This is a genomic window from Alicyclobacillus sp. CIJ1 (assembly GCF_057538885.1).
Window position 1 is genome coordinate 60,850 of the sequence record NZ_BAAJPH010000125.1, and the last position, 6,773, is coordinate 67,622.

The following is a 6,773-nucleotide window of genomic DNA, read 5'->3' on the forward strand; positions in this document are numbered from 1 at the left end:
AATCGGGCTTGCAGTGACTGCGCATCTTTACCAACGGCCGCAAGTCGCGCCTGGATCTACGAGCATCGCTCTGAATTTCCGGTTCAGAAGATCCTGACTTCGACACTCCGTAGCCATGCGAAGTCTCACGCCCCCATGTCCAACGCGGGCTCGTGGGACCTGTGGATAACTCGTGTATGGTCTACAGTCCACGTGTTCGAGGTTCCATGAGCAGAATCCTTCGCAGCTTCGCGATGTGTAGCGCGTGCAGAATCTTTGACTGCGCCTCGGTCGTCTCCGTGCGCTGCGGTGCTCAAAAGGCGGGCTGCCCACGTACCGAGCTACGAGGCAGCCCTGTAGTACTTTCCTAGGCATCGGACACCCGAGGCGTCGTCCTGCTGCGTGCACCGCCACACCGACTAGTGGGCCGCGGCTCGAGGAGCGGATCGCCATAGGCGCGTCCATGGCGACGATCCGTCCCGTGGCAGGGCGTTATGGACGAGTGTTAGCAGGAACAGCGGTAGCCCTGTATTGGGGTCCGTGCCTGCGCCACCCACCACGCCGAAATCCTGACCAAGCCACCACACGAGAAGCAGCACGACCCCGGTCGCTACCTGAACGGCGCGAGACTCGGGGGCTGTGAACCAACCGACAGCGAGTACCAAGGGCACGGCGACAAAGATCGCGTTCCACCCCATCGTCCCATGTGACAACGCGTGGGCCAGTGCATACAGCGGCGCCGACAGGAAGTGAGGCTGAGGCATCTGAGCCATTCCCATTTCCATATCGGCCAGCCCGTTTCCCGACCAGTAGCCTGCGCTCGGCAGAGCCTGAAGGATGGCGCTCGCCAAGAACCAAACGGTCACAAACCACTGTATGCCATGCTTGACGCGGCCGTTCTCCCACGCGTCAGCTTTCGCAAGCAGAACCACAGCGAGCGCCGCGTAGACAAGCACAGAACCAGGGCTCCCCATGAGCCATGAACCGCCGCTGAAGATCTGTCCGAAGCCCTCGCCGAAGGCCCACACCACGAGCGACCAGGCGATGGAAACCCGAAGGGCCAGCCGCCCGATGAACCGTTCGGGGCCGGCGAGAATGCCGACGCCAAGCAGAATTTGAATCCACACCGTCAGGGAGTCGAACCAAAGAGGGCGTGACGTGAAGAGCAACTGCGTCACCGACAGAAATAGGTCGTTTACCCAGCGAGGTTGCCCTGACATCACGGGTTCAATGACCGCGCCGAAGAAGTTGGTGCCGAGCTCGGGTTGCGTCTGTAGCAGGCCATCTAGGATCCACAGGAGGCCCAGGGACCAGACGGCCAGCCTGCGCGCCTTAGCCTCCGATGGAGCCAGATAGTAGGGCGATCCGCTGCTTTGCTTGCTCCGGGGCTCGACGCCGAATTCCCGCAGAAACCCTTCGCCTTCCGATTTCCAGAATCGCGCGATGAGATAGATGATGGCCGATACGCCTAGCAACACAGCCCATTCGATCAGGAGCAGCTTATAAAACGCGCTTACCGTATGAACAGGCGGCGCGCTTGACATGTCCATATCTCCCATTGATTTCACACCTTTCTGCACCATGCGGCCAATGTCTCAATGAAATCGTACGGCGTTGTGGTTTCGCTGGCTAGACACGCTTCCTACGCAGCGATGAACAATTTCTTACTGATCTTCTCCCCTGGTGAACATCGGCCTAGACACTTGTTCAAATCGCTTGACATCTCGCCCCATTCCCCTTACGATGGAATCACCTGAACTGTTGTGCGTGACACGAAAGCCTGAAAATCGAGAAAGGTGAAGAGTGGGAGTAGTAGGGGCGTCGCTGGAGGGCAGAGAGCCGATGGGTGGTGCGAATCGGTCGAAGGCGTGTCCTGAACTCGCCCATGAACCGCAGCCCGAAAGGCGGCCAATGTGGCCGTGGGAGTAGGGTGTGCCGCTTGCCCGCGTTACAGGGCTAGACGGTGATTGCCGTCGACAGAGGGGGCTTTTCCGCAAGGGAAGCCAAATAGAGTGGTACCGCGAGCCAACCCGGCCTCGTCTCTATGTGAGATGAGGCCTTTTTGTTTTCCCTTCTGGCCCATTGAAGACAAGAGAAGAGGAGTGGATGGACGTGAAGCATGTGAACAAGTACACCCGCCAGTATTTTCTTCCCCCGGAACCTTGCTTCGATTGGGTACATCGCGATTATCTCGATCACCCGCCGATCTGGTGCAGCGTCGACTTGCGCGACGGAAATCAGGCGCTCATCGTCCCGATGAATCTCGAGGAGAAGCTTGCGTACTTTCAGCTGCTCGTCGAGATCGGCTTCAAGGAAATCGAGGTTGGCTTTCCGGCCGCATCAGACACGGAGTTCGAGTTCGTTCGGGCGCTTATCGAGCGCGATCTCGTCCCGGACGACGTGACCATCCAGGTCCTGACGCAATCGCGCGATCACATCATCGAGCGCACGTTTGAAGCCATTCGCGGGGCCAAGCGCGCCATTGTCCATCTCTACAACTCCACCTCCGTGGCGCAGCGCGAGCAGGTGTTCCGGGCGGACAAGGACGAGATCGTCAACATTGCCGTGACCGGCGCCGAGCAGATCCGCGATCTCGCCCGCACCACACCAGGCAACTTCTTCTTCCAATACTCGCCGGAGAGCTTCACCGGCACTGAACTCGACTTCGCACTCGAGATCTGCAACGCAGTGCTCGATGTGTGGCAGCCCACGCCGGATCGCAAGGTCATCATCAACCTGCCGGCGACCGTCGAGCTTTCCATGCCGCACGTGTACGCGAGCCAGATCGAATACATGGGTAAGCACCTGGCTCGCCGCGACGCCGTGATTCTGTCCGTGCATCCGCACAACGATCGCGGCACGGGTGTCGCGGCGGCGGAACTCGCCATGCTCGCGGGCGCGGAGCGGCTCGAGGGCACGCTGTTTGGGAATGGGGAGCGCACGGGCAACGTGGACATCGTCACGCTCGCGCTGAACCTGTACTCGCACGGCATCGATCCGGGGCTCGACTTCTCCAACCTCCCGGCCATCCAGGCCCGCGTCGAGGCCCTCACCAAGATGCAGGTGAGCAGGCGTCACCCGTACGCGGGGGAACTCGTCTTCACGGCGTTTTCGGGATCGCATCAGGATGCCATTGCGAAGGGCATGAAGTGGCGCGAGGAGAAGTCGCCTGAGCATTGGACGGTCCCGTATCTGCCCATCGATCCCAAGGATATCGGCCGCGAATACGAAGGGGACATCATCCGCATCAACAGCCAATCCGGCAAGGGCGGCATCGGCTACGTGCTGGAGCAGTCGCACGGCTTCGATCTGCCCCCCAAGATGCGCGAGCAGCTGGGATATGCGGTCAAGCGGGTGTCGGATCGCGAGCAGAAGGAACTGTCGGCGGACGAGATCGCCGAAATCTTCATGCGCGAGTTTGTGAACCTTGGGCAGCCGCTCGATCTCGTCGAACTGACGGGCACGGATGCGAAGGGGTCGCACCGCGTGCGCGCGACGGTGGTCTGGCACGGCGAGACGGTCGAGATCGAAGGGGCCGGCAATGGGCGGTTGGACGCGCTGTGCCATGCGCTGGAGGAGGGGCTCGGGATCCGGGTCGCGAATCTCACGTACAAGGAGCATGCGCTGGAAGTCGGGTCGGGATCGCGAGCGGTGGCGTACATCAGCGTAGACGACGAAGAAGGGAATACGCATTTCGGATGCGGCGTGGATACGGACATTATGGAGGCGTCGGCGAAGGCGCTAGTGAGCGCGGTCAATCGAATGCTCGCCCACAGGCCGGAGATGGCCGTTCCGATAAGCAAGTGAAGGAGGGCCCCGGGTTTGTGCCCGGGGCTCGATCATTTGTGCTCGATTAATTGGAGTGCTACGATGGAACAGGAGGGGATGACGTTGACGATTTACGAGTTTGAGGTGGAGAAGGCTGACGGGACGAAGATATCGATGCGCGAGTACCAGGGCAAGGTGTTGCTCATTGTGAATACGGCGTCCAAGTGCGGCTTTACTCCTCAGTATGAAGGATTGCAGAAATTGTACGAACTCTATCGCGATCGCGGCTTCGAAGTGCTTGCCTTTCCTTGCAACCAGTTCGGCAATCAGGAGCCGGGATCGAACGAGGAAATCCAAACCTTCTGCAGCACGACGTACCGGGTGACGTTCCCAGTCTTCGCCAAAATCGACGTGAACGGGCCGAACGCACATCCGCTGTTCGAACACCTGAAGAAACAGGCCAAGGGTGCACTCGGATCAGAAGCCATCAAGTGGAACTTCACCAAGTTTCTCGTCGACCGGGACGGGCGTGTGGTGAAACGCTACGCGCCGCAGACATCGCCGGAGAGCATCCGCGAAGACATCGAGGCTTGTCTTGTCCATGCATCAAGGGGCCAGTGACTTTCGCGCGATCCCGCAGGTACGGACTGGGCGCCGCAGCGGCATGGGAAAGGGGACGCTCGAATGGCGGAGGCATGTCTAGGGTGCCAGGTCAATCAGGGCATGCTTGTCCCTCCTGGAGGCGTGATCTATCGGGATGATCTCTGGCAGGTCGACCACCGTTTGGAGCCCTGCCCTGTACTGGGGTGGTTGATTGTGAAGCCGCTCCGGCATGTCGAATTCTTCGATGAGCTTTCCATTGAGGAAGTCGAAGCCTTCGGCAGATTGCAGCGTATGCTGACACGAGCTCTTCAGGATATCGTTCCAGGGGTCCAAAAGGTGTATTCCATCATGCTCGCCGAGTCCGAGGATTGTCCGCATGTTCACGTGCATATCGTGCCGCGGACCGAGGACCACCCAGCGTCATTTCGAGGACTTCGTATCTTTGATTTTGATGGACCGAGTCTGCCTCGCGTCAAAGTCGAACGATTTGCAGCAGAGCTCCGGGAGTACCTTCAACCTGGTGGAGTTGCCGAATAAAAATCAAACCAGCAGCCGTCTCCAAACGGCTGCTGGTGAATTGGTGCGCCCAGGTGGATTCGAACCACCGACCTCACGATTATCAGTCGTGCGCTCTAGCCGACTGAGCTATGGGCGCACATGGCGGAACTGACGGGATTCGAACCCGCGATCTCCTGCGTGACAGGCAGGCATGTTAGGCCTCTACACCACAGTTCCAGTGTGGCGGAGTGAGAGGGATTCGAACCCTCGATACGGTCTTAACAACCGTATACTCGCTTAGCAGGCGAGCGCCTTCGACCAACTCGGCCATCACTCCACGTGGTGACCCTACGGGGATTCGAACCCCGATTTCCGCCGTGAGAGGGCGGCGTCCTGAACCATTAGACGATAGGGCCTTGCTCGTGGTGCGGCTGACAGGAATTGAACCTGTGACCCCTACCGTGTCAAGGTAGTGCTCTCCCTCTGAGCTACAGCCGCATGGAGCGGGTGAGGGGAATCGAACCCCCGACCTCAGCTTGGGAAGCTGATGTTTTACCACTAAACTACACCCGCGAGGAGGGAATCCTCCATGTGGAGCGGAAGACGGGATTCGAACCCGCGGCCCTCGCCTTGGCAAGGCGATGCTCTACCCCTGAGCTACTTCCGCACAACGGCTCGACCATTATACCTGCGAGAAGCTCGTAACGTCAAGCCCTTTGCGATGACCCCAGGGGGATTCGAACCCCCGTTACCACCGTGAAAGGGTGGTGTCTTAACCACTTGACCATGGGGCCATGGAGCTCCCAACCAGGCTCGAACTGGTGACCTCATCCTTACCATGGATGCGCTCTACCGACTGAGCTATGGGAGCATGGACTGGCTCCCCGAGCAGGATTCGAACCTGCGACCCTCCGGTTAACAGCCGGATGCTCTACCGCTGAGCTATCGAGGAATGGGTGGTGGAGGTAGCCGGATTCGAACCGACGACCCCCTGCTTGCAAGGCAGGTGCTCTCCCAACTGAGCTATACCCCCGGAGTATGGTCGGAGCAGCGGGATTTGAACCCACGACCTCCTGCTCCCAAGGCAGGCGCGCTACCAAGCTGCGCTATGCTCCGGATGAAATGGCGCGCCCGGAGAGATTCGAACTCCCGACCTTTTGATTCGTAGTCAAACGCTCTATCCAACTGAGCTACGGGCGCGAGTGGTGAAGTGGGTCCGCTGTCCAACCAAGTCCAGCGGGTGGTGGGCAACGAAGTCCGTTGCCCATGTGGAGCCACCTGTCGGATTCGAACCGACGACCTGCTCATTACGAGTGAGCTGCTCTACCCCTGAGCCAAGGTGGCACGTGGTGAGCCATGCTGGATTCGAACCAGCGACACCCTGATTAAAAGTCAGGTGCTCTGCCAACTGAGCTAATGGCTCTTAGCCCGCGTACAACGCTGGGCACTCGGTACTTTAACACGGAGGTGAGGGGTTGTCAAGTGAAAAATCAGATCCTGTGTGTCAAGTTGGCGCGAGCCAGTGCCCGTGGTCGCACCTCGAAATGATCTACTTACGCATGGGATCGCATGGGATGTTTGCGAGGGTTCACATCACTGCGTCAATAGGTCTTGTGCCCATAACCATCACAGCATTCGCCGGGCGGCTTGACACGGATGCTGTAAGGGTGCTATTCTACGCACCGTCGCGTCTGCGGAGGGGCCGGAGGACTTAACGCGATCACGACATTGCAGTTCGAAGACTTGACATAGTAGTGTGATGCGTGTTAAACTGATACGGCCGCCGCGAGGCGGCAGAAAATCCGCGCGGTGGCGCGGGAATCGCTCCTTGAAAACTAAACACACGAGACCACCAAGCCCGTAAGTCCTTGTGACCGAACGGTCAGGATAAAGCACTTGGATTGAGAGTTTGATCCTGGCTCAGG

4 protein-coding genes, 15 tRNA genes and 1 other annotated feature are annotated in these 6,773 nt (G+C 59.2%); of the genes, 3 read left to right on the top strand and 16 right to left on the bottom strand.

Annotated elements, in window-relative coordinates; genetic code table 11:
* Positions 1 to 398: 398 nt before the first annotated feature.
* A complete protein-coding gene (locus AC27E8_RS11645) occupies positions 399 to 1,523 on the bottom strand; it encodes a hypothetical protein (protein ID WP_487097605.1) in 1,125 nt (374 codons plus the stop codon).
* 246 nt (positions 1,524 to 1,769) lie between these two features.
* Positions 1,770 to 2,026, top strand: a binding site (T-box leader).
* A gap of 65 nt (positions 2,027 to 2,091) precedes the next feature.
* Here AC27E8_RS11645 and AC27E8_RS11650 point away from each other — a divergent pair.
* From AC27E8_RS11650 to AC27E8_RS11660, 3 genes are all read left to right on the top strand, one after another.
* Positions 2,092 to 3,786 (top strand): 2-isopropylmalate synthase, encoded by a 1,695-nt coding sequence (locus AC27E8_RS11650; RefSeq protein WP_487097606.1) that lies wholly within the window; start codon positions 2,092 to 2,094, stop codon positions 3,784 to 3,786.
* An 84-nt stretch (positions 3,787 to 3,870) separates the two neighbouring features.
* Positions 3,871 to 4,368, top strand: coding sequence for a glutathione peroxidase (locus AC27E8_RS11655; RefSeq protein WP_487097610.1), 498 nt, complete (start codon positions 3,871 to 3,873; stop codon positions 4,366 to 4,368).
* A 63-nt stretch (positions 4,369 to 4,431) separates the two neighbouring features.
* The gene (locus tag AC27E8_RS11660) at positions 4,432 to 4,887 is read left to right on the top strand and encodes an HIT family protein (RefSeq protein WP_487097608.1); all 456 of its coding nucleotides are present in this window, start codon (positions 4,432 to 4,434) and stop codon (positions 4,885 to 4,887) included.
* Between the two features lie 41 nt (positions 4,888 to 4,928).
* On the opposite strand, the gene AC27E8_RS11665 is transcribed toward AC27E8_RS11660, so the two are convergent.
* The 15 genes from AC27E8_RS11665 to AC27E8_RS11735 form a co-directional block, all read right to left on the bottom strand.
* Positions 4,929 to 5,005 (bottom strand) — tRNA-Ile (locus tag AC27E8_RS11665).
* 3 nt (positions 5,006 to 5,008) lie between these two features.
* Positions 5,009 to 5,085: transfer RNA gene (locus tag AC27E8_RS11670), tRNA-Asp, on the bottom strand.
* 4 nt (positions 5,086 to 5,089) lie between these two features.
* A tRNA-Ser gene (locus AC27E8_RS11675) sits at positions 5,090 to 5,185 on the bottom strand.
* A 3-nt stretch (positions 5,186 to 5,188) separates the two neighbouring features.
* Positions 5,189 to 5,264: transfer RNA gene (locus AC27E8_RS11680), tRNA-Glu, on the bottom strand.
* A gap of 7 nt (positions 5,265 to 5,271) precedes the next feature.
* A tRNA-Val gene (locus AC27E8_RS11685) sits at positions 5,272 to 5,346 on the bottom strand.
* Position 5,347: 1 nt separating this feature from the next.
* Positions 5,348 to 5,421, bottom strand: a tRNA-Gly gene (locus AC27E8_RS11690).
* A gap of 19 nt (positions 5,422 to 5,440) precedes the next feature.
* Positions 5,441 to 5,515 (bottom strand) — tRNA-Gly (locus AC27E8_RS11695).
* A gap of 55 nt (positions 5,516 to 5,570) precedes the next feature.
* A tRNA-Glu gene (locus AC27E8_RS11700) sits at positions 5,571 to 5,642 on the bottom strand.
* A gap of 1 nt (position 5,643) precedes the next feature.
* Positions 5,644 to 5,719: transfer RNA gene (locus AC27E8_RS11705), tRNA-Thr, on the bottom strand.
* 6 nt (positions 5,720 to 5,725) lie between these two features.
* Positions 5,726 to 5,800 (bottom strand) — tRNA-Asn (locus tag AC27E8_RS11710).
* 5 nt (positions 5,801 to 5,805) lie between these two features.
* Positions 5,806 to 5,881 (bottom strand) — tRNA-Ala (locus tag AC27E8_RS11715).
* Between the two features lie 6 nt (positions 5,882 to 5,887).
* Positions 5,888 to 5,964 (bottom strand) — tRNA-Pro (locus AC27E8_RS11720).
* 7 nt (positions 5,965 to 5,971) lie between these two features.
* Positions 5,972 to 6,048 (bottom strand) — tRNA-Arg (locus AC27E8_RS11725).
* Positions 6,049 to 6,117: 69 nt separating this feature from the next.
* Positions 6,118 to 6,192, bottom strand: a tRNA-Thr gene (locus AC27E8_RS11730).
* Between the two features lie 3 nt (positions 6,193 to 6,195).
* Positions 6,196 to 6,271, bottom strand: a tRNA-Lys gene (locus AC27E8_RS11735).
* Between the last annotated feature and the right edge of the window lie 502 nt (positions 6,272 to 6,773).